General features: G+C 62.0%; 14 protein-coding genes. 5 read left to right on the top strand and 9 right to left on the bottom strand.

Annotated features, from left to right (window positions below; all coding sequences use genetic code 11):
- Positions 1-104: 104 nt before the first annotated feature.
- The 4 genes from MKS85_RS07160 to MKS85_RS07175 form a co-directional block, all read right to left on the bottom strand.
- On the bottom strand, positions 105-1775 hold the full coding sequence (locus MKS85_RS07160) for a bifunctional protein-serine/threonine kinase/phosphatase (protein ID WP_139050741.1): 1671 nt from the start codon (positions 1773-1775) through the stop codon (positions 105-107).
- Positions 1776-1784: 9 nt separating this feature from the next.
- The gene (locus MKS85_RS07165; RefSeq protein ID WP_047227151.1) at positions 1785-2996 is read right to left on the bottom strand and encodes a NarK/NasA family nitrate transporter; all 1212 of its coding nucleotides are present in this window, start codon (positions 2994-2996) and stop codon (positions 1785-1787) included.
- 387 nt (positions 2997-3383) lie between these two features.
- Positions 3384-3959, bottom strand: a complete 576-nt coding sequence (locus MKS85_RS07170) for an ANTAR domain-containing response regulator (protein WP_025212689.1) — start codon at positions 3957-3959, stop codon at positions 3384-3386.
- A 14-nt stretch (positions 3960-3973) separates the two neighbouring features.
- On the bottom strand, positions 3974-5185 hold the full coding sequence (locus MKS85_RS07175; protein ID WP_310662790.1) for a CmpA/NrtA family ABC transporter substrate-binding protein: 1212 nt from the start codon (positions 5183-5185) through the stop codon (positions 3974-3976).
- 238 nt (positions 5186-5423) lie between these two features.
- Here MKS85_RS07175 and MKS85_RS07180 point away from each other — a divergent pair, with 238 nt between their 5' ends.
- Positions 5424-6443, top strand: coding sequence for a quinone-dependent dihydroorotate dehydrogenase (locus tag MKS85_RS07180; protein ID WP_047227154.1), 1020 nt, complete (start codon positions 5424-5426; stop codon positions 6441-6443).
- A gap of 307 nt (positions 6444-6750) precedes the next feature.
- On the opposite strand, the gene rmf is transcribed toward MKS85_RS07180, so the two are convergent.
- Positions 6751-6966, bottom strand: coding sequence for a ribosome modulation factor (rmf, locus tag MKS85_RS07185; RefSeq protein ID WP_003223300.1), 216 nt, complete (start codon positions 6964-6966; stop codon positions 6751-6753).
- 531 nt (positions 6967-7497) lie between these two features.
- On the opposite strand from rmf, the gene rlmKL reads away from it, so the two are divergent.
- Positions 7498-9768, top strand: coding sequence for a bifunctional 23S rRNA (guanine(2069)-N(7))-methyltransferase RlmK/23S rRNA (guanine(2445)-N(2))-methyltransferase RlmL (gene rlmKL / locus MKS85_RS07190; RefSeq protein WP_076385654.1), 2271 nt, complete (start codon positions 7498-7500; stop codon positions 9766-9768).
- Between the two features lie 143 nt (positions 9769-9911).
- The gene (locus MKS85_RS07195; protein WP_047227156.1) at positions 9912-12296 is read left to right on the top strand and encodes a GGDEF domain-containing protein; all 2385 of its coding nucleotides are present in this window, start codon (positions 9912-9914) and stop codon (positions 12294-12296) included.
- A gap of 125 nt (positions 12297-12421) precedes the next feature.
- Here MKS85_RS07195 and dacB read toward each other — a convergent pair whose 3' ends face one another.
- The gene (gene dacB / locus MKS85_RS07200) at positions 12422-13888 is read right to left on the bottom strand and encodes a D-alanyl-D-alanine carboxypeptidase/D-alanyl-D-alanine-endopeptidase (protein WP_076385650.1); all 1467 of its coding nucleotides are present in this window, start codon (positions 13886-13888) and stop codon (positions 12422-12424) included.
- A 232-nt stretch (positions 13889-14120) separates the two neighbouring features.
- Between dacB and MKS85_RS07205 the strand changes: the two genes are divergently transcribed.
- Positions 14121-14465 carry a YggL family protein gene (locus tag MKS85_RS07205; protein WP_047227158.1) on the top strand — a complete coding sequence of 115 codons (345 nt, stop codon included), beginning with the start codon at positions 14121-14123 and terminating at the stop codon, positions 14463-14465.
- Positions 14466-14624: 159 nt separating this feature from the next.
- Here MKS85_RS07205 and MKS85_RS07210 read toward each other — a convergent pair whose 3' ends face one another.
- On the bottom strand, positions 14625-15815 hold the full coding sequence (locus tag MKS85_RS07210) for a benzoate/H(+) symporter BenE family transporter (RefSeq protein ID WP_047227159.1): 1191 nt from the start codon (positions 15813-15815) through the stop codon (positions 14625-14627).
- Positions 15816-16055: 240 nt separating this feature from the next.
- Here MKS85_RS07210 and MKS85_RS07215 point away from each other — a divergent pair, with 240 nt between their 5' ends.
- A complete protein-coding gene (locus MKS85_RS07215) occupies positions 16056-16820 on the top strand; it encodes a GntR family transcriptional regulator (RefSeq protein ID WP_003183531.1) in 765 nt (254 codons plus the stop codon).
- Between the two features lie 131 nt (positions 16821-16951).
- On the opposite strand, the gene guaD is transcribed toward MKS85_RS07215, so the two are convergent.
- Together guaD and xdhC are read right to left on the bottom strand one after the other, a co-directional pair.
- Entirely contained in the window at positions 16952-18256 is a 1305-nt protein-coding gene (gene guaD, locus MKS85_RS07220) for a guanine deaminase (RefSeq protein ID WP_076385648.1), read from the bottom strand.
- 19 nt (positions 18257-18275) lie between these two features.
- On the bottom strand, positions 18276-19118 hold the full coding sequence (gene xdhC / locus MKS85_RS07225) for a xanthine dehydrogenase accessory protein XdhC (protein WP_310662791.1): 843 nt from the start codon (positions 19116-19118) through the stop codon (positions 18276-18278).
- Positions 19119-19178 lie beyond the last annotated feature (60 nt).

A 19178-nucleotide genomic window follows, 5' to 3' on the forward strand; every position in this document is an offset into this window, starting at 1 on the left:
GGACCATCAGGCCGCCATCGCGAGCAGGCTCGCTCCCACATTGGATCTGCGGTGGACACAAAACCTGTGGGAGCGAGCCTGCTCGCGATAGACGCGACTGGGTTTCAGCCATGAAACGCTAAATACAGCAGCACCAGATTCACCACCAAAGACACCAGCGCCAACGTGCGCCAGACCTTCAGCGGCTCCCTTTCCAGTAGCGGCCGAGGCCTGACGCTCAAGCTGCGCCGTTCGCCCTGTTCCAGCAGTAACAGCCATTCCTCGGCGGTTTCAAAGCGTTGCCCAGGATCCGCCGCCACGGCACGCTCCAGGCTTTGCCCAAGCCATTCGGCCAGGTCCGGTCGATAGCGATGGGCACTGACCGGTATGCCAAAGCGCGGTCGCTGGAACGCCTCGATTTCGCCGTAGGGATAGTGTCCGGTGAGCAGGAAATACAAAGTCACGCCGACCGCATACAAGTCTTGTTGCGCCGTCGGCGGCGCACCCCCGAAGGCTTCCGGGGCGATATAGCTGGGCGTGCCGGGCAGCACGTTGGCCTGGTCTTCGGACAATCCCGGGCAGTACGCCAGTCCGAAATCCAGCAAGCGCAGTTCCCCATCCTCGCCCAGGTGCAGGTTCTCCGGCTTGATATCGCGGTGAAAGATCTGTCTTCGATGCAACAGGCCCACCGCGTGCACCAGCCGCTGCGCCAGGTCCTGCCACTGGGGCAGAGGCAACGGGCCGCCCTGGTTGAACAGCTCGGCCAGGGTCTTGCCCGAATATTCCCGCATGACGTAGTACAAATGCTGACGCTGGGGAACGCCGTGGACTTCCGGAAACTGCCGCCCGGCGACCCGCCTGAGGAACCACTCTTCCGACAGCAACGACTGCCCGGCCTGAGTATCGTCCCGTAGATGCCCCGGCAAGGTTTTCAGCAACCACGGTTGGCCCTGGCCATCGTGTACCCGGTAGAGCAACGATTGCTGGCTCTGGCCGAGCAGGCTTTCGATCTGCCAGCCCTCGAACACTTGCCCCGGTTTCAATGCCGGGGGAAGGGGCCATTGCTGCAACTGGGCCAGCGCATCGCCAATGCTCGCTTCGCCCACCGCATCGACCCGCACCAGCAGTGCGCTGGCGTTGTCCTGGCTGCCGGCCAGGTGCGCAGCGTTGACCAGGGTTTGCGCGGCAATGTCCAGGTCCGGCTGGTCACGAAGGATACCGGCGATGGCCGTGTCCCCCAAAACCGCCCAGACGCCATCGCTGAGCAGTACGAAGGTCTCGTCGGTGCGCAGTTCGCCATCGAGGAAGTCCAGGATCAGGTGCTGATCCAGCCCCAGGGCACGCTTGAGCACGTGCTGCATGCCCTGTTGTTCCCAGACGTGATCCTCACTGACCCGCTGCAGATGATTGTCGTGCCAGCGGTAGACTCGGCAATCGCCCACGTGGGCCAGGGTGAAGCGCCGGCCCCGCAGGACCAGCGCGCTGACGGTGGTGAGCAGCGGTTGCCCGCCACCGTTGGCTTGCAGCCAGCGATTCTGGGCCAGTAACAGCCGGTCCAGCGCCTGGGCCACGCCCCAGGTTTGCGGCGTGGAATAGTAGTCCAGGGCCAGGGCCTGCAAGGTCGAACGGGCGGCCAGCCCGCCATCGGCGCATTGGCTCACACCGTCGGCGATGGCGAACAGGTACCCCTTGCTCGCGGCCAGGGCCGGCGCCGGGGTCACCAGGCGCAGGGCGTCCTGGTTTTCTTCCCGAGGGCCAATGGCACTGGCTTCGGCAAAACTCAGTTGCAGGCTCATGGAGGCTATTTATACCCGAGCCGCGGTGACAGCGGCCGAACCCCAGGTGGTCCTCCAGCGACGCTTGACGCCGTACAGGCCGAACCAGGCCAGGACGCCGAGGCTGGCGAACAACCACAGTGCCAGTTGATAGCTGCCGGTGCTTTGCTTGATCGCGCCCATGCCTGCCGCCAGGGCGAAACCGCCGATGCCGCCGGCCATGCCGATCAATCCGGTCATCACGCCGATCTCGCGACGGAAGCGTTGTGGCACCAGTTGGAATACCGCGCCGTTGCCCGCACCCAAACCGAGCATGGTGCAGACGAACAGGGCCAGGGCCGCGTAGGAGCTTGGCAGGTTGAAGCCCACTGCCGCGATGCAGACAGCGGCCACGGTGTACATGCCCAACAGGGTGCGAATGCCACCGAAACGATCCGCCAGGGCGCCGCCCAGTGGACGCATCAGGCTGCCCCCGAAGACGCAAGCGGCGGTGTAGTAACCGGCGGTCACCGGGCTCAGGCCGTACTGGTCGTTGAAGTAGCCGGGCAGTGCGCTGGCCAGGCCGATGAAGCCGCCGAAGGTCACACTGTAGAAGAACATGAACCACCAGCTGTCCCGGTCGCCCAGGGCCTTGAGGTAGTCGCCCATGGATTTGGCTTTTGGCCGCTCGGGAGCGTTCTTGGCCAGCCAGGCGAAGAGGATCAGGGTCACGATCAGCGGGATCAGCGCGAAACCGAACACGTTGCTCCAGCCGAATGCCACTGCCATTACCGGTGCGATCAGCGCAGCCAGTACGGTGCCCGAGTTACCAGCGCCGGCAATGCCCATGGCCTTGCCCTGGTGCTGTGGCGGATACCACTGGGAGGCCAGCGGCAGGGCCACGGCGAATGACGCACCGGCCACGCCCAGGAACAGCCCCAGCAGCAAGGCTTGTTCGTAGCTGTGGATGCCCAGTTTCCAGGCACAGAACAGTGCACCGATCACAATCACCTGACCGACCATACCGGCGGTTTTCGGTGAAATCCGGTCGGCCAGCAGGCCCATGAACAAGCGCAGTACGGCACCGGCCAGGATCGGCGTAGCCACCATCAGGCCGCGTTGCTGGGTGGTCAGGTGCAGGTCGGCAGAGATCTGCACCGCCAGTGGACCGAGCAGGTACCAGACCATGAAACTCAGGTCGAAATAGAGGAAGGCCGCGAACAGTGTCGGGGTGTGGCCGGATTTCCAGAAGCTTGAATTCATCGCGCACCTCAGCTGTAAAAGTCTCGAGAAATGAGTCAGTGCCTTGAAGCAGTGCGCCGCCTGTGGCTGCACCACCGACCCCGGACTGTGGGATCAAAACAAAAAAACGCCGCAACCCGAATCGCCAGGGGGCGAGGAGGGTGTGCGACGTCTTTGTCGTAGGTGGGGCAACCGCCGTTGGTTACCTGTGGCTTTGCTAAAGCGAGAACTGTGCCAACAGGGGAGCAGTGTGAGACCTATCGCGAGCAGGCTCGCTCCCACAGTGGATCTTCAGTGGCCATGAAACCTGTGGGAGCGGGCCTGCTCCCACATTGGAGTTCCAGTGGCCACAGGATCTGTGGGAGCGAGCCTGCTCGCGATAGCGCCGGGCCAGGCGCTGCAAGGCTTTCAGCCGAGCAACTCATTCATCGCAATGATCTGCTCGGCCACCTGGATCAGCTTCTGCTGGCGACTCATGGCCTGGCGGCGCATCAGGGTGTAGGCCTGTTCTTCGTTGCATTCTTTCATCTTCATCAGCATGCCTTTGGCCAGTTCGATGCGTTTGCGTTCGGCCAGTTGCTGGTCCCGGGCCAGGAGCTGGGCGCGCAGGGCCTGGTCGCTTTCGAAGCGCGCCATGGCCACGTCGAGGATCGGTTGCAGGCGCGCGGCGTGGATGCCTTCGACGATGTAGGCGCTCACGCCCGATTTGATCGCCTGGCGCATTACATCCGGGTCGTGCTCGTCGGTAAACATGACGATCGGTCGTGGCTGGTCGCGGCTGACCAGCACCACTTGCTCCATGACATCGCGTCCGGGTGACTCGGTATCGATCAGGATCACGTCCGGACGCACTGTTTCGACGCGTGCCGGCAGGTCGATGGTCAATCCGGATTCATCGATGACTTCGAACCCGGCCTCAATCAGGGCCGCTTTGAGACGGCCGACTTTTTTCGCGGTGTCGTTGATCAGCAGGATACGCAGCATGGTCGTGGCTCCTGTCAGCGGCTGGCGAAGAGGGGAGCCGCATCGCTCAAAGCGTGCAGTTTGAAGCTTTTGGCATAAGCGGCCGGATCCGAGCCGTCCCAGATGGTGCCGTCGATCAATTGGCTGCTGCGCATGTCCTGGCGGGGGGCGGCGATGTCCAGTGCCGCGCAGGCTTGACGGTATAGCGTGAGTTGCTGGACTTGCCGCGCCACGGCCAGGTAATCCGGGTCTTCGCGCAACAGGCCCCAGCGGCGGAACTGGGTCATGAACCACATGCCATCGGACAGGTAGGGCAGGTTCACTTCGCCGTTGCCGTGGAAACGCATCGCGTGAGGGTCCTGCCAGCTGTTGCCCAGCCCGTCGGCGTAAATCCCTAACAGGCGCGGCTCGATGCAATCCAGCGGCGCGTCCAGGTATTCGGGGGCACTCAATAGTTGTGCGGTGCTGCGGCGGTTCTCGGGGCTTTGCTCAATGAAGCGACTGGCTTGCAGGATCGCCATCACCAGTGCGCGGGCGGTATTGGGGTATTGCTCGACGAATGCACGGGTGCAGCCGAGGACTTTTTCCGGGTGATCGGGCCAGATGGTTTGAGTCGTCGCCAGGGTGAAGCCCAGGTTCTGTTTGACCGCACTGGCGCACCACGGCTCGCCCACGCAGAACCCGTCGATCCGTCCGGCCTGCAGGTGGGCGATCATTTGCGGCGGCGGTACCACCACGCTGTCGACATCCGACAGCGGATGGATGCCTTGAGCGGCGAGCCAGTAATAGAGCCACATGGCGTGGGTGCCAGTGGGGAAGGTCTGGGCGAAAGTCAGTTTCGGGCGAGTTTGGTGCACATGCTGTTCCAGTGCCTCAGGACTGGTCACGCCTTGGGCCTGCAAGCCATGGGAAAGGTTGATGCTCTGGCCGTTCTGATTCAGCCCCATCAACACCGCCATGTCGGTCGGCGCGACCCCGCCGATACCCAGGTGCACCGCGTAGATCAGGCCATACAGGCTGTGGGCGGCATCGATTTCACCACTGACCAGCTTGTCCCGCAGGTTGGCCCAGGACGCTTGGCGCTTGAGGTTCAAAGTCAGCCCGTAAGGCTGGGCGAAGCCCTGGGTGGCGGCCACCACCAGCGGCGCGCAGTCGCTCAAGGCCATGAAGCCAAGATTGATCGCGCTCTTTTCCGGGGCATCGCTGCCATTGACCCAGGCCAGGGGGTTGGCTGGAATTTCATTCATCGCGCATCACCTTTCCACAAAAAAAGGCGCCGTATCCGGACGCTTGCAAGGCCGGATGACGACGCCGTTGTCCTTCAAATACAGTGTGGCACTCATTCCGTCGTTGGCATGGGTGCCGATGAACGCAAGTGGTGCAAGGCATATGCCATCGCCGCTGTTTTGTGCAGGCGCCTCGCGTGCGTCGTCGTAGCCCGGCTATAATCGCCGCCTCATTTCGTCGCCCGAGTCCAAGCCGCCCATGTACACCCTGGCCCGTGAACTGCTGTTCAAACTTTCCCCGGAAACCTCCCACGATCTGTCCCTGGACCTGATCGGTGCGGGTGGACGTTTGGGTCTCAATGGTCTGCTGTGCAAGGCGCCGGCTAAATTGCCGGTGAATGTGATGGGGCTTGAGTTCCCCAACCCGGTCGGGCTGGCGGCGGGCCTGGACAAGAATGGCGCGGCCATCGACGGTTTTGCCCAGTTGGGGTTCGGTTTCGTGGAAATCGGCACCGTCACCCCGCGTGCCCAGCCGGGCAACCCCAAGCCACGGATTTTCCGCCTGCCGCAAGCCGAGGCGATCATCAACCGCATGGGCTTTAACAACCTGGGCGTCGACCATTTGCTGGGGCGTGTGGCTGCCGCCAAGTACAAGGGCGTGCTGGGCATCAACATCGGCAAGAACTTCGACACACCGGTGGAGCGCGCGGTTGACGATTATCTGATCTGCCTGGACAAGGTCTACGCCCACGCCAGTTATGTGACCGTCAACGTCAGTTCCCCGAACACTCCGGGGCTGCGCAGCCTGCAATTTGGTGATTCGCTCAAGCAACTGCTGGCTGACCTGGCTCGACGTCGCGCCGAATTGGCGGTGATCCATGGCAAGCATGTGCCACTGGCCATCAAGATCGCCCCGGACATGACCGACGAAGAGACCGCACAGGTGGCCCAGGCCCTGATCGACACCGGAATGGACGCGGTGATTGCCACCAACACGACGCTGGGTCGCGAAGGCGTCGAAGGGGTGGAACACGCCGACGAGGCGGGCGGGCTGTCCGGTGCGCCGGTGCGGGACAAGAGCACCCATACCGTGAAAGTGCTGGCCGCCGAACTGGCGGGGCGCTTGCCGATCATCGCGGCGGGAGGCATCACCGAGGGCAAGCATGCTGCCGAAAAAATCAGCGCAGGCGCGAGCCTGGTGCAGATTTATTCGGGCTTTATCTATAAGGGGCCGGCGTTGATTCGGGAATCGGTGGATGCGATTGCTGCACTGCGTTGATTCTCAAGGTGCAACGCGATTCAACTGTGGCGAGGGGATTTATCCCCGCTGGGGCGCGAAGCGGCCCCAAACAGCTCACTCGTTAAACCTGACACTCTGAGGGGCTGCTGCGCAGCCCAGCGGGGATAAATCCCCTCGCCACAACTGTATTCACAGCCCAGCTTTTTGCAGTGTTCATGAAACCCAGGCATTAAAAAGGGCTCCTCGAAGGAGCCCCCTGGGCCGAAGCCCGCCGTCCGGATGGGACGTGCGTGGTTAAATCGATGTGAGTATCAAATTGTCGAGTTCTTGAGTGTTAAGCCCTGTGTCAGCCGACGGCGTGAAGTTCGTTGAGTCTATGGATACCCGCAGTGCCGGTCATACCGTCCCAGTTGTCGCCGCGTCCTTCTCGCCAGCCATTGATCCAGGCTTGACGTACCGACGGTAGAGTAAAGGGGCAAAGCTCACGGGATTTACCACCAACGCCATATTGGTAACCGCGTAAAAATGCTCTTTCCAACGGATCACGCTTAAGTCTTCTCATAGGGTGTTGCCCTCACTTGTTGACTGTTGCTTAGCGTCGACCTCTATCGAGGCCGGGGCAGAATCATTCTGCCGTTGGCGGCTCGTTGCCGGCGTGACGAGCCAAGGTGTTGACGCCGTTGCGACGTCAACCTGTGTTGAGTTCTAACCAAAGCGTCACATGGATGGAATGATCGTTTTGTCATAAGCACGTAACAATAAAGATGTTAGGGCGATAAGTAACATGATGTTCGTCACCCGCTTTCAGGCAAGACCCCTGTATGATCGGCCCTGCATCGAAGGGTGCAGCCCTTAGGCGAATGAGAATGTCCCCCCGTTGCACTCGGGTACTATTCGACGAAAGGGTCGAGTTTTCACAATTTGTTGCACAGAATTTTTTATCTGCCCTCGCCTCTAAGCTCTTTTAACCTGAGCGGCGAGGGCGGCACGGCACACTTTCGTGCCACACGGGTGCTCTTGAGAAAAGCACCTGATTGAACCCGGCCCGGCAATGCGTTGCCCGGTCCACTTAGCCAAAGGCTCTGGAAATCCCATGTCCGATCGTTTCGAACTCTTCCTCACTTGCCCCAAAGGTCTTGAAGGCCTGCTGATCGAGGAAGCCGTCGGGCTTGGCCTTGAAGAGGCGCGTGAGCACACCTCGGCCGTGCGCGGCATGGCCGACATGGAAACGGCTTATCGCCTGTGCCTGTGGTCGCGCCTGGCCAACCGCGTATTGCTGGTGCTCAAGCGCTTCCCGATGAAGGACGCCGAAGACTTGTATCACGGCGTGCTGGATGTGGATTGGCAAGACCACATGCTCGCCGATGGCACCCTGGCGGTGGAGTTCAGCGGCCATGGCTCGGGTATCGACAACACCCACTTCGGCGCCTTGAAGGTCAAGGACGCCATCGTCGACAAGCTGCGTACCCCGACAGGCGAGCGGCCATCCATCGACAAGCTCAACCCGGACCTGCGCATACACCTGCGCCTGGACCGTGGCGAAGCGATCCTCTCCCTGGACCTCTCTGGCCACAGCCTGCATCAGCGTGGCTATCGCCTGCAGCAAGGCGCCGCGCCGCTGAAGGAAAACCTCGCTGCCGCCATCCTGATCCGCGCCGGCTGGCCGCGTATCGCCGCTGAAGGCGGGGCGCTGGCCGACCCGATGTGCGGCGTGGGCACGTTCCTGGTGGAAGCCGGGATGATCGCTGCCGACATGGCGCCGAACCTGCGCCGCCAGCAGTGGGGCTTCACCGCCTGGCTTGGTCATGTGCCGGCGCTGTGGAAGAAGCTCCACGAAGAAGCCACCGAGCGTGCCGCTGCCGGCCTGGCCAAGCCACCATTGTGGATTCGCGGCTACGAAGCCGACCCACGGCTGATCCAGCCGGGCCGCAACAACGTCGAGCGGGCGGGCCTGAGCGAGTGGATCAAGATCTATCAAGGCGAAGTCGCCACCTTCGAGCCGCGTCCGGACCAGAACCAGAAAGGCCTGGTGATCTGCAACCCACCGTACGGCGAGCGTCTGGGCGACGAAGCCAGCTTGCTCTATCTCTATCAGAACCTCGGCGAGCGCCTGCGCCAGGCCTGCCTGAACTGGGAGGCCGCAGTGTTCACCGGCGCGCCGGACCTGGGCAAGCGCATGGGCATTCGCAGTCACAAGCAGTATTCGTTCTGGAACGGCGCCTTGCCGTGCAAATTGCTGCTGATCAAGGTCCTGCCCGATCAGTTCGTCACCGGCGAGCGTCGTACCCCGGAACAGCGCCAGGCCGAGCGTGAGCAGGCTGAGTACGATCAGGCGCCGGAAGTACCGCAAGAGCGCCAGTACAACAAGAACGGTAACCCGATCAAGCCGGCACCGGCTCCGGCTCCTGTGGTCGAGCAGGCCCGTTTGAGCGAAGGCGGGCAGATGTTCGCCAATCGCCTGCAAAAAAACCTCAAGCTGCTGAGTAAATGGGCCAAGCGTGAAGGCGTGGACTGCTACCGGGTCTACGATGCCGACATGCCGGAATACTCCATGGCCATCGACCTGTACCACGATTGGGTTCACGTCCAGGAATACGTCGCGCCAAAATCCATCGACCCGGAAAAGGCCTCGGCCCGGCTGTTCGACGCCCTGGCGGCGATTCCCCAGGCACTGAACGTCGACAAGAGCCGCGTGGTGATCAAGCGTCGCGAGCGGCAGAGCGGCACCAAGCAGTACGAGCGCCAGAGCACCCAGGGCAAGTTCACCGAGGTCAACGAAGGCGGCGTGAAGCTGCTGGTCAACCTCACCGACTACCTGGACACCGGGCTGTTTCTCGACCACCGGCCGATGCGCCTGCGGATCCAGAAAGAGGCGGCCGGCAAGCGCTTCCTCAATCTGTTCTGCTACACCGCGACCGCCAGTGTCCACGCTGCCAAGGGCGGTGCGCGCAGCACCACCAGTGTCGACCTGTCGAAAACCTACCTGGACTGGGCGCGGCGCAATCTGTCGCTCAATGGTTTTTCGGACAAGAATCGCCTGGAGCAGGGCGACGTGATGGCTTGGCTTGAAGCCAGTCGTGACGAATACGACCTGATCTTCATCGATCCGCCGACATTCTCAAATTCCAAGCGCATGGAAGGGGTGTTTGACGTGCAGCGCGACCACGTCCAACTGCTGGACCTGGCCATGGCCCGCCTGGCGCCGGGTGGTGTGCTGTACTTCTCCAACAACTTCCGCAAGTTCCAGCTCGAGGACAATCTGGCGGAGCGTTACGCGGTGGAGGAAATCACCGCCAAGACCATCGATCCGGATTTTGCCCGCAATGGCAAGATTCACCGTGCCTGGAAAATCATGGCCCGCTGACCTATAGCCGATTGGATCCATGGAAGCCTTGAAACTCAAGGCTTTCAGGCGTTTTTGTGCTGGTCAAAGTGATGGCTAATAGCTATAACTTAAGCCTGTGGACAGGGCAGTACCTACTGCCTGCCCCTTTCTGAGTTGTATTTATGGCATTGCATCAGGTACGCCCCAGAATCCTGGGTTTTATCAGCGAAGATGTGTCGGCCTGGCTGGTGGCTTCGCTGGTGCTGCTGGCCGGTGCGTTCCTGACCGGTTTGCTGACCTGGGCGATGGCCAATCTGTTTGACCAGCAATTGCGCCAGCGCTTTGAACTGCAAGCCGATGAACGCTTTAGCCGCATCGAGGAACGTTTTCAGGACCAGGAGCAACGTCTCGACAGCCTGAGGCGTTTCTTTGCCAACTCGGCCGGGGTTTCCGAGAGGGAATTCCATGGCTATGCCGAAGCGTTGCTGCGGCGCACCCAGGCGTTCGCCTGGGCGCCTCGGGTGCTGCGCGACGAACGATCATCGTTCGAACAACAAGCCCGCACCGAGGGGGGCGATACGTTTTCCATCCGTGAGCCTGACGACTCCGGTGGCTTGCGTCTGGCCGCCGAACGGGACGAATACGTGCCGGTGTTGTACCTCCAGAATCAACCTTCCTTCAAGGCTCCACGGGGCTTGGACCTGCTCGCCCATCCCTTGCGCCGTGCCACCCTTGAGCGCGCTCGCCATCGGGAGACCATAGTGGTATCGCAACCTTTGGACCTGGCGGGAGAGGCCGCCACCGCCACCCGCGGGGTGTTGCTGGTCGCGCCGGTCTCCAAGGCGTGGTCCAAGGAACCTTTCGGTTACGTCGTGGCTGCCGTCAGCATGCGCCAGTTAGTGGGTGATGGCCTGCCGGCGCCCGGTCAGGACAACCTTTCGATGCGGGTCATGGACCTGTCCACGGACGATCGGGAGGAAGTGCTGTTCGAGTCACTCGATCCACCGGGCGAAAGTGACTTGTCGGCGACCCGCCTGTTACGCCTGGCCGATCGTGACTATCGGATAGAGTTGCGGCCCAGTCGTATGTTCCTGTCCACCAACCCTTCCTCGGTGGCCAGCCTGGTGGTATTGGGGGGCTTGCTCAGCCTGCTCCTCAGTGCGCTGCTGTATGTGCTGGTCAGCCAGCGACAGCGGGCCCTGCAGTTGGTCGAGCTGCGGACCCGAGAGCTGCGCGAGCGTGAGCAGGAACTGCGGGGCACTCATGGTCAGTTGCGTGGTGTGCTGAATGCCGCGACCCAGGTTGCGATCATCGCCACGGATCTTCGCGGGGTGATCACCACGTTCAATGCGGGCGCCGAGCAGATGCTTGGCTACGACAGCGGCGAGGTTCTGCACTGCATGACCCTCGAAAGCCTTCACTTGCCGCGCGAGCTCCAGGCCCGGGCCGTACAACTTGCTGCGCGTTATGGCAAACCGATCCCCACGTGCCACGCAATGTTGGTCGAGGGCGGCGAACAGGGTGGCCAGCAGGCCCGGGAATGGACCCTGGTGCGCCGCGATGGCAGCCATCTGACCGTGAACATGCTGGCGACACCGATGCTCGATGATCAGGGGCTGTGGGTCGGGCATCTGGCGATCTGCATCGACATCACCGAACGCAAGCGCGTTCACGAGGCCCTGGCCGCCCGGGACCTGTTGCTGAAAAAGCTCAGTGCCCACGTGCCTGGGGGCATCTACCAGTTCAAGATGGATTTCAATGGGCGTTTCAGCGTGATTTATGCCAGTGATGGCATTCGCGATATCTATGAACTGGAGCCCGAGACACTGGTGCGCAACGCCGAATCGATTTTCTCGCGCATCCATCCGCTGGACAGTGCGCGCGTGCGCAGATCGATCCGCACTTCGGCCGACACCCTGAGCCCATGGCGCGAGGAGTATCGCCTGCAACTGCCGCAGCGTGGGTTGCGTTGGGTGCGCGGCGAGGCCACGCCTGAGGAGCTGCCAGGCGGTGGGGTGTTGTGGCACGGTTATATTTCCGACATTTCCGATCTCAAGCGGGTGGAGGAGGAACTGCGAGCCTTGTCAGTGACCGACGCCCTGACAGGTATTCGCAACCGGCGCTATTTCCAGGAGCGCCTGACCACGGAGATGGCGCGGGTGGAGCGGGGCACCGGCGAGTTGGCGGTCATCATGCTCGACATCGATCACTTCAAGCGCATCAACGATCAGCATGGCCATGCTGTGGGCGATCGGGTGTTGCAGGCGGTTTGCCAGCGCATCACCCAGCGGCTGCGACGGACCGACGTGTTCTGTCGGCTGGGCGGTGAAGAGTTCGTGGTGTTATGCCCGGACACCGACGGCGAAAGTGCCCAGGCCTTGGCCACGGGGTTGTGGGAAGGGCTGCGCAGCGCGCCGATCGAGGACGTGGGCGTCATCACGGCCAGCTTCGGTATCGCCACCTGGCGGGTCGGGGAGGGGGCGGATGCGCTGCTGCTGCGGGCCGACTCGGGGGTGTACGCGGCCAAGCAGGCCGGACGGGATCGGGTTGAGGTGCAGTTGGGGTAGGCGTTCGCGCCGGTGATCGATGTGGGAGCGAGCCTGCTCGCGATAACGGTGTGCCATTCAACATCGCTGTTCACTGGCTGACGCATCGCGAGCAGGCTCGCTCCCACATTCAATTTGGTACGGGTTTAGAGCACCGAAGCCGTCTGCGGCAGTTTCGGCTGGCGGTACAGGTCCAGCAGCACCTGGTCCAGCACCGACGAAGCGCCCCATGGCCGCGGATCGTTGAGAATCGCCACGACGGCCCAGGTGTTGCCGTTGATGTCACGGCTGTAGCCCGCGATGGCGCGAACGGTGTTCAGGGTGCCGGTCTTGACGTGCGCTTCGCCGGCCATGGCGGTGGTCTTGAGACGTTTGCGCATGGTGCCATCGGTGCCGGCGATGGGCATCGAACTGATGAATTCGGCGGAGTACGGGCTGCGCCACGCGGCTTGCAGCATTGCCGCCATTTCCCGGGCACTCACCCTTTCGGCGCGGGACAGGCCGGAGCCGTTTTCCATGACCAGGTGCGGCGCGGTGATGCCTTTCCTGGCCAGCCACTGGCGTACCACCCGCTGTGCCGCTTTGGCGTCGTCACCGTCGGCTTCGTTGCGGAACTCTGCGCCCAGGCTCAGGAATAATTGCTGGGCCATGGTGTTGTTACTGTATTTGTTGATGTCGCGAATGATCTCCGCCAGGTCCGGCGAGAACGCCCGGGCCAGCACCTTGGCGCTGCTCGGGGTCGCCGCCAGGCGATCCTTGCCCTGAATGCTGCCGCCCAGTTCCTTCCAGATCGCCCGCACCGCTCCGGCGGTGTAGGTGGGGTGGTCCAGCAGCGCCAGGTAAGTCTGGGAGCTGCAACCGTCACCGAGCTGGCCGCCGACGGTCACGGTCACGCTGCCGTCTGCCTGGGGCACCGGGTTGTAGCGCACGCCACCGGTGCATTGCTTGGAGTTGAGTGCCTTGACCTGGTTTTCGATGCGAATGCTGGCAATCGGCGGCTCCACCGACACCAGCACCCGGCCGGCGTCATTGCGGGCAACAAAACGCAGGGCCTTGAGGTTGACCAGCAAGGAGTCGGGCTTGACCAGGAACGGTTTGTTTTTGTCGTTGCCGTCGTCGTTGAATTCAGGCAACTGCGGTTTGATGAAAAAACCACGGTCCAGCACCAGGTCCCCGGTCACCTGTTGCACGCCATTGGCCCGCAGATCGCGCATCAGCAGCCAGAGTTTTTCCATGTTCAGCTTGGGGTCGCCGCCACCCTTGAGGTACAGGTTGCCGTTGAGAATCCCGCCGCTGAGGGTGCCGTCGGTGTAGAACTCGGTTTTCCACTGGTGATTGGGCCCCAGCATCTCCAGGGCGGCATAGGTGGTCACCAGCTTCATGGTGGAGGCCGGGTTCACCGAGACGTCGGCGTTGTACAGGGTCGGGGTGCCAGGGCCGTTGAGCGGGATCATCACCAGGGACAAGGCGTTGTTTTGCAGCTTGCTGTTCTTGAGGGCCTTTTGCACATTGGGCGTCAGGGCCGTGTTGATAGTGGCGGCGCTGGTGGATGCGGGCAGGGCCAGGGGAAGAAGAAGGCTGGCCAAAAGCAGTGGACGCAAAGATCTGATCATTTGAAATAAAACCCTACGGGCGAGGGGGGGAAAAACGAGGACATGAAAATGAACGCCCTCAACGTCATGAAAGTGTCGGCATTATGCCCCAAGGTGCAACGGCTTGTGCCGTGCCTGAGCCCTTCAGGGCGCTATTTTTTACCGACGGTAGGCCCACACACCCGATCAGGCGGGCAAACAGTGCACCAAACTGGTAGAGTGCCGGCCGTTATTACTTATGAGGATTGTTCCAATGGCGACTAACCGTTCCCAGCGTCTGCGCAAAAAACTGTGCGTGGATGAATTTCAAGAGCTGGGTTTCGAACTGAACCTGGATTTCAAAGAAGATCTGGCCGATGAGGCCGTTGACGCTTTCCTCGACGCTTTCCTGAAAGAAGCCATGGAAGCCAATGGCCTGGGCTATGTTGGCGGCGACGACTACGGTCTGGTTTGCCTGCAGAAGCGTGGCTCGGTGTCCGAAGAGCAGCGTGCGGCCGTTGAAGCCTGGCTCAAGGCGCGTCCTGAGCTGACCAGCGTTGAAGTCAGCCCGCTGATGGACGTCTGGTACCCGGAAAAGCCGATCAATCCGGTCGCTTGATGGTCTGAAACCGGCAGCCCGTTTGGGTGCCGGTTTTTTTGTGCCTGTCGGTTGGGTAGGTGTTGCCCTTCAGGCTGCCATCGCGAGCAGGCTCGCTCCCACAGGATTGTTGTGAACGACACAGATCCTTCTGTGGGAGCGAGCCTGCTCGCGATGCCTTCAGGCGTTACGCCAGTTCAGGATCACCAAGGTCAACACCCCCGCCACAATCCCCCAGAACGCCGAACCGATGGAAAACAGCGTCAACCCCGATGCCGTGACCATGAAGGTGATCAGTGCTGCTTCCCGTTCCCGGGCTTCGCTCATGGCGATGCTCAAGCCATTGATGATTGAGCCGAACAGCGCCAGCGCCGCGATGGACAGTACCAACTCCTTGGGCAGCGCCGCGAACAACGCCGCCAGTGTCGCGCCGAACACCCCGGCAAGCCCATAGAAAACCCCGCACCAGACTGCTGCCGTATAGCGTTTGTTACGATCCTCATGGGCGTGGGGCCCAGTGCAGATGGCCGCACTGATGGCCGCCAGGTTAATGCCGTGGGAGCCGAACGGTGCCAGCAGCAGCGAGGCGATGCCGGTGCTGGTGATCAGCGGCGAGGCCGGTACGTTGTAACCGTCGGCCCGCAGCACCGCGATGCCAGGCATGTTTTGCGAAGTCATCGCCACCACGAACAATGGAATGCCGATGCTGATGGTGGCCGCCAGGGAGAAATGCGGCGTGGTCCATACCGGTGTGGCGACTTCCAGGGCAAAGCCGCTGAAGTCCAGCAGCCCCATCAAGCCTGACAGAGCTGTACCGATCAGCAGCGCAGCCAGCACTGCGTAGCGCGGCGACAGGCGCTTGACGATCAGGTAGGTGAAAAACATCCCCAGCACCAGACCGGTTCGATGCTGGGCGGCGACGAAAATCTCGCTGCCGATCTTGAACAGGATCCCCGCCAGCAACGCCGCCGCCAGCGAGGCCGGAATGCGCTTGACCAGACGCTCGAAGCTGCCGGTCAGGCCACAGATCGTCACCAGCACCGCGCAGGTGATGTAGGCGCCGATGGCCTCGCCATAACTGACCCCGCCCAGGCTGGTGATCAGCAGCGCCGCGCCGGGTGTCGACCAGGCGATGGTGATCGGTGTGCGATACCGCAACGACAGGCCAATGGAGCACACGGCCATGCCGATGGAAATCGCCCAGATCCACGAAGAAATCTGCCCGCTGGTCAGCCCTGCCGCCTGCCCGGCCTGGAACATCAACACCAGTGAGCTGGTGTAGCCGGTCATCATGGCGATGAAACCGGCGACGATCGCCGATGGCGATGTATCGGCCAACGGACGAAGTGGCGTGGTCGTGACTTCGGTCATGGTGGGCGGTGGTCCTTGTTATAAATTGCAGGAGGGCGGGGGCCACAGGTTTGGGGTTTAAGCCTAAACTCAACCCCGTTGCCGATTGCAATACAGCCACGTCCGCAAACAGCCGTACAGTCGTGTTGCCATCAGAGGTTGTGTACAATCGACGTATTATTTACGTGATACTTGTCAGCGACCCGCTGAGGCGTATTACAGTCACGGTCAATTCGCCGCAGTTCTCCGACTCGAGTGCCCATGAACGAACAGTTGCAGCCCCTCAAGAAACAACCGCGAGCAGGCAAAGCCGGCCGCAGCGGAACCCAGGACGATATTGTCTATGCGCATATTTTCGAGGCCATCCTCGAACAGCGCCTGGCGCCCGGTACAAAGTTGAGCGAAGAGGCGTTGGGGGAGATTTTCGGGGTCAGTCGCACCATCATTCGCCGTGCGTTGTCGCGCCTGGCCCACGAAGGCGTGGTGCTGTTGCGGCCCAATCGCGGCGCCGTGGTGGCCAGCCCGAGTGTTGAAGAGGCCCGCCAGGTATTCATGGCCCGGCGTCTGGTGGAGCGGGCCATCACCGAACTGGCCGTGCAGCACGCCACCGCCGAGCAGCTTGCCGAGCTGCGGCAGATGGTCAGCGACGAGCGCGACAGTTTTTCCCGTGGTGACCGTGGCGCCGGCATCCGCCTGTCAGGCGAGTTCCACCTCAAGCTGGCCGAGGCGGCGAAGAACGCCCCGCTGATCAGCTTCCAGCGCAGCCTGGTGTCGCAGACCTCGCTGATCATCGCCCAGTATGAAAGCGGCAACCGCTCCCACTGTTCCTACGACGAACACACCCAATTGATCGACGCCATCGAGGCCCGCGATGCCACCCTGGCGGTGGACCTGATGATGCACCACATGGACCACATCGACAGCAAGCTCAACCTCGACGAAGAAAGCGCGTCGGATGATTTGCATGCGGTGTTTTCGCATTTGTTGCAGAGCAAGAAGCCAGGGCGGTCGACGGCCAAGCTTTGATGGGTTGAGTCAGACGTACCGAGTTGCCTTCATCGCGAGCAGGCTCGTTCCCACAAGGGTTATGTGACTGACACAAATCCACTGTGGGAGCGAGCCTGCTCGCGATTGGCGGTCTGACAGTCGCTAGAAATCTAGCGCTGATGCACCAATCGGCCCGCCGCAAAGGTCTGCGCCACCGTCCGGTCATCCCCCAGCGTCATCAACACAAACAACTTCTCGGCAATGTCCCGGGCCTGCTTGAGGCGATAGCTCAACAGCGGCGTGGCGTTGTAGTCCAACACCAGAAAGTCCGCATCGCTGCCCGGCTGTAAAGTCCCGATCCGGTCTTCCAGGCGCAAGGCCCGGGCGCCGCCAAGCGTGGCCAGGTACAGTGACTTGAACGGGCTCAGGCGGGCGCCCTGCAACTGCATCACCTTGTAGGCTTCGTTCAGGGTTTGCAGCAACGAAAAACTGGTTCCGCCCCCCACATCCGTACCCAACCCCACGTTCACTTTGTGCTTCTCGGCCATTGGCAGGTTGAACAGGCCGCTGCCGAGGAAAAAGTTCGAGGTCGGGCAGAACGCGATGGCCGAACCGGTCTCGGCCAGGCGCGCGCATTCGTCGTCACACAGGTGCACGCCGTGGGCGAACACCGAGCGTTCGCCGAGCAGTTGGTAGTGGTCGTAGACGTCCAGATAACCTTTGCGCTCGGGGAACAGTTCCTTGACCCATTGCACTTCCTGCAGGTTCTCACTGATGTGAGTCTGCATGTACAGGTCGGGATATTCCCCCAGCAACTGACCCGCCAGGGCCAGTTGCTCCGGCGTGCTGGTCGGCGCAAAACGCGGGGTCACGGCGTAATGCAGGCGGCCCTTGCCATGCCAGCGCTCGATCAGCGCTTTGCTTTGGGTGTAGCTGGATTCGGCGGTGTCGGTCAGGTAGTCCGGGGCGTTGCGATCCATCATCACTTTGCCGGCGATCATCCGCAGGTCGAGTTTCTCGGCCACCTCGAAAAACGCGTTCACCGATTGCGGGTGCACACTGCCGAACACCAGCGCGGTGGTGGTGCCGTTGCGCAGCAGTTCCTTGACGAAAATATCGGCGACGGCGTCGGCATGGGCCTTGTCGGCGAACTGACTTTCGCAAGGGAAGGTATAGGTGTTGAGCCAGTCCAGCAATTGCTCGCCGTAAGCCCCGACCATGCCGGTCTGCGGCAGGTGGATGTGGGTGTCGATGAAGCCGGGCGTGATCAGCGCGTCCTGGTAATGAGTGATCTCAATGTCGGCCGCCAGGGTCGGCAGCAACTCGCTGGCGTGGCCGATGGCGCTGATCTGGCCGTTTTCCACCACCAGCAGGCCGTCTTCAAAATATTCATAGGACGCTTCAATGCCGACTTCGGCGGGGTCGGCAAGGCTGTGGAGCAGGGCGGCGCGGTAGGCTTTACGTGTCAGGGGCATGGGAATTCTCAACGATTGTTCAACGGTTCGCCTGGCTGCGGCGCGAGGCCGGCAGCAGCTTGGCAATCGGTTCGGCGCGCGTGGTGTGCTGGCCGAAATCCGCGTTATAGGTGGCGATGATTTCACCGGCGATGGAGATGGCGATTTCCACAGGCAACTTGCCTTTGACGTCGCCAATGCCCATCGGGCAGCGCATGCGCTGCAAGGCGCTGCTGTCGAAGCCGCGCTCGCGCAGGCGATGTTCGAACTTGACCCGTTTGGTTTTCGAACCGATCAGGCCGAAGTAAGCGAAGTCGTTGCGCTTGAGGATCGCGGCGCTCAGTTCCAGGTCGAGCTGATGGTTGTGGGTCATGACGATGCAGTAGCTGCCGGCGGGCAGTTCGTCGATTTCATCCAGCGGCTCCTCGCTGACGATCTTGCGCACGCCGTGGGGCAGGTGTTCAGGAAACTCCGCTTCCCGGGAGTCGATCCAGCGTACCTTGCAGGGCAGGCTCGCCAGCAGCGGCACCAGGGCGCGGCCGACGTGGCCGGCGCCGAATACGGCGATCTGCGCCTGGACCTGGCCCATGGGTTCGAACAGCAGCACGGTCACGCCGCCGCAGCACTGGCCCAGGCTGGCACCGAGGCTGAAGCGCTCCAGATGGGTGCTTTGCTGGCCGCTGGCGAGCATCTGCCGGGCGAGCGCCATGGCTTTGTATTCCAGGTGGCCGCCACCGATGGTGTCGAACGTCTGGCTGGCGCTGATCACCATCTTCGAACCGGCATTGCGCGGGGTCGAGCCGAGTTCTTCGATGATCGTCACCAGCACGCAGGGTTCACCGCGATCTTGCAGGTCGGCGAGGGCGCTGATCCAGTTGTACATATTCACCTCGACATCTCTGTTGTCTGTTCCGGCCTCATCGCGAGCAAGCTCGCTCCCACA

This window comes from Pseudomonas sp. JL2 (assembly GCF_031570495.1).
GTDB lineage: Bacteria > Pseudomonadota > Gammaproteobacteria > Pseudomonadales > Pseudomonadaceae > Aquipseudomonas > Aquipseudomonas rhizophila.

Bases quoted from the DNA above. Each gene is read 5' to 3' on its own strand.
- dacB (WP_076385650.1), bottom strand. From the start codon at position 13,888: ATGATCAGATCTTTGCGTCCACTGCTTTTGGCCAGCCTTCTTCTTCCC.
- rmf (WP_003223300.1), bottom strand. From the start codon at position 6,966: ATGAGAAGACTTAAGCGTGATCCGTTGGAAAGAGCATTTTTACGCGGT.
- MKS85_RS07180 (WP_047227154.1), top strand. From the start codon at position 5,424: ATGTACACCCTGGCCCGTGAACTGCTGTTCAAACTTTCCCCGGAAACC.
- MKS85_RS07170 (WP_025212689.1), bottom strand. From the start codon at position 3,959: ATGCTGCGTATCCTGCTGATCAACGACACCGCGAAAAAAGTCGGCCGT.
- MKS85_RS07165 (WP_047227151.1), bottom strand. From the start codon at position 2,996: ATGAATTCAAGCTTCTGGAAATCCGGCCACACCCCGACACTGTTCGCG.
- MKS85_RS07205 (WP_047227158.1), top strand. From the start codon at position 14,121: ATGGCGACTAACCGTTCCCAGCGTCTGCGCAAAAAACTGTGCGTGGAT.
- xdhC (WP_310662791.1), bottom strand. From the start codon at position 19,118: ATGTACAACTGGATCAGCGCCCTCGCCGACCTGCAAGATCGCGGTGAA.
- guaD (WP_076385648.1), bottom strand. From the start codon at position 18,256: ATGCCCCTGACACGTAAAGCCTACCGCGCCGCCCTGCTCCACAGCCTT.
- MKS85_RS07210 (WP_047227159.1), bottom strand. From the start codon at position 15,815: ATGACCGAAGTCACGACCACGCCACTTCGTCCGTTGGCCGATACATCG.
- MKS85_RS07175 (WP_310662790.1), bottom strand. From the start codon at position 5,185: ATGAATGAAATTCCAGCCAACCCCCTGGCCTGGGTCAATGGCAGCGAT.
- rlmKL (WP_076385654.1), top strand. From the start codon at position 7,498: ATGTCCGATCGTTTCGAACTCTTCCTCACTTGCCCCAAAGGTCTTGAA.
- MKS85_RS07215 (WP_003183531.1), top strand. From the start codon at position 16,056: ATGAACGAACAGTTGCAGCCCCTCAAGAAACAACCGCGAGCAGGCAAA.
- MKS85_RS07160 (WP_139050741.1), bottom strand. From the start codon at position 1,775: ATGAGCCTGCAACTGAGTTTTGCCGAAGCCAGTGCCATTGGCCCTCGG.
- MKS85_RS07195 (WP_047227156.1), top strand. From the start codon at position 9,912: ATGGCATTGCATCAGGTACGCCCCAGAATCCTGGGTTTTATCAGCGAA.